The following is a 487-nucleotide window of genomic DNA, read 5'->3' on the forward strand; positions in this document are numbered from 1 at the left end:
GTTCCTCATGGGCGACCTCAAGGGCGTCGGTGACTGGACCATGTTCGACGGCCTGGCCACGACGCTGATCCAGGGGCCGACGGATGAGCACGTGATCCAGGTGACCGAGATGGTGGAAGGCGCGGTCGACGAGATGAACCGGCGTATCCAGGCCCCGCCCGGCACGGTGTTCCCGCCGCTGATCGTGCTGGTCGACGAGGCACAGGTCGCGTTCATGTGCCCGGCCAAGGACGAGGACAAGCGGCCATACGGCGGCTCCAAGGCCAACTCCCGCTACTTCATGGCCGTCCGCAAGATCCACAACCAGGGCCGCGCGGTGAACGTGCTGATGTGGCAGGGCACCCAGGACCCCACCAACGAGAACCTGCCCAAGCTCGTACGCGAGGGCGCCCACACCCGCGCCTCCCTCGCCCTCGGCACCGAATCGCAGGCCCGCATGGCCCTCGGGGACAAGGCCGTCGACGGCGGCGCCGCCCCCAACCTGCTG

The 487-nt window shown here is 68.8% G+C and carries 1 pseudogene; it reads left to right on the forward strand.

Features of this window, described 5'->3' with window-relative positions:
- A pseudogene (locus LPA54_RS37065) lies at positions 1-487 on the forward strand (ATP-binding protein); the annotation flags it as partial.

Source organism: Streptomyces sp. DH12, assembly GCF_020873895.1.
Taxonomy (GTDB): domain Bacteria; phylum Actinomycetota; class Actinomycetes; order Streptomycetales; family Streptomycetaceae; genus Streptomyces.